This window comes from Brachybacterium netajii (SeqCode) (assembly GCF_054114245.1).
Map to the genome: position 1 here is coordinate 1 of NZ_JBSYXB010000019.1, position 1,867 is coordinate 1,867.

1 rRNA gene is annotated in these 1,867 nt (G+C 55.1%); it reads right to left on the reverse strand.

From position 1 onward, the window contains the following. Window positions 1-64: 64 nt before the first annotated feature. Window positions 65-1,867, reverse strand: a 23S ribosomal RNA gene (locus ACXET9_RS16060); the annotation flags it as partial.

The following is a 1,867-nucleotide window of genomic DNA, read 5'->3' on the forward strand; positions in this document are numbered from 1 at the left end:
TGCTGGGGTTGTTTCTCCAGAACCACACAGTGGACGCAAACACACACGCAAACAACAATTGAATGTTGATAAGTCATCAGCCATTAGTACCAGTCAGCTCCACACGTTACCGCGCTTCCACATCTGGCCTATCAACCCAGTGGTCTACTGGGGGCCTCTCGCACACGAAGTGCATGGATATCTCATCTTGAAGCAGGCTTCCCGCTTAGATGCTTTCAGCGGTTATCCCTTCCCAACGTAGCCAACCAGCCATGCCCTTGGCAGAACAACTGGCACACCAGAGGTCAGTCCATCCCGGTCCTCTCGTACTAGGGACAGGTCTTCTCAAATATCCAACGCGCGCAGCGGATAGGGACCGAACTGTCTCACGACGTTCTAAACCCAGCTCGCGTACCGCTTTAATAGGCGAACAGCCTAACCCTTGGGACCAACTCCAGCCCCAGGATGCGACGAGCCGACATCGAGGTGCCAAACCATGCCGTCGATATGAGCTCTTGGGCAAGATCAGCCTGTTATCCCCGGGGTACCTTTTATCCGTTGAGCGACACCCATTCCACAATGAGGTGCCGGATCACTAGTTCCTGCTTTCGCACCTGCCCGACATGTCTGTCTCGCAGTCAAGCTCCCTTGTGCACTTACACTCAACACCTGATTGCCAACCAGGCTGAGGGAACCTTTGAGCGCCTCCGTTACTCTTTAGGAGGCAACCGCCCCAGTTAAACTACCCATCAGGCACTGTCCCTGATCCGGATCACGGACCGAGGTTAGGAATCCAGAACGACCAGAGTGGTATTTCAACAGCGACTCCACACCCACTAGCGTGAATGCTTCCCAGTCTCCCACCTATCCTACACAAATCGTTCCGAACACCAATACCAAACTATAGTAAAGGTCCCGGGGTCTTTCCGTCCTGCTGCGCGTAACGAGCATCTTTACTCGTAATGCAATTTCGCCGAGTTCGCGGTTGAGACAGTGGAGAAGTCGTTACGCCATTCGTGCAGGTCGGAACTTACCCGACAAGGAATTTCGCTACCTTAGGATGGTTATAGTTACCACCGCCGTTTACTGGGGCTTAAATTCTCAGCTTCGCACCGAAGTGCTAACCAGTCCTCTTAACCTTCCAGCACCGGGCAGGCGTCAGTCCGTATACAGCGTCTTACGACTTCGCACGGACCTGTGTTTTTAGTAAACAGTCGCTTCTCCCTGGTCTCTGCGGCCCTCGAGGCTCTCACCTCTAAGGCCCCCCTTCTCCCGAAGTTACGGGGGTATTTTGCCGAGTTCCTTAACCACGATTCTCTCGAACGCCTTGGTATTCTCTACCTGATCACCTGAGTCGGTTTAGGGTACGGGCGACCGTATTCGTCACGCCGGAACTTTTCTTGGCAGTACAGGATCACTCACCTACGCCCATACGGGATCCCCATCACGTCTGACCCACATGACCCCAGCATTACCCGGGATCGGGCTGCACGCTTAGACGGACTATTCCATTAAGTCCGCGGAAGCTACCTCTCTGCGTCATTCCACACGCTGACCTACTACACCCTTGGTTCCCAGCCTCACCAAAACTCCCACTCCCGAAGGAGCAGAAGACGGATCGGGTGGTTAGCATCAGACGCCTCGGTATGGGTCCTCCTACGATCGGTTCGGGAATATCAACCCGATGTCCATCGACTACGCCTGTCGGCCTCGCCTTAGGTCCCGACTAACCCAGGGCGGATTAACCTAGCCCTGGAACCCTTGATCAATCGGCGGACGGGTTTCTCACCCGTCTTTCGCTACTCATGCCTGCATTCTCACTCGAACAGCCTCCACCACTGGGTTCCCCCGCGGCTTCGCTGGCTGCTCGACGCTCCCCTACCCATCC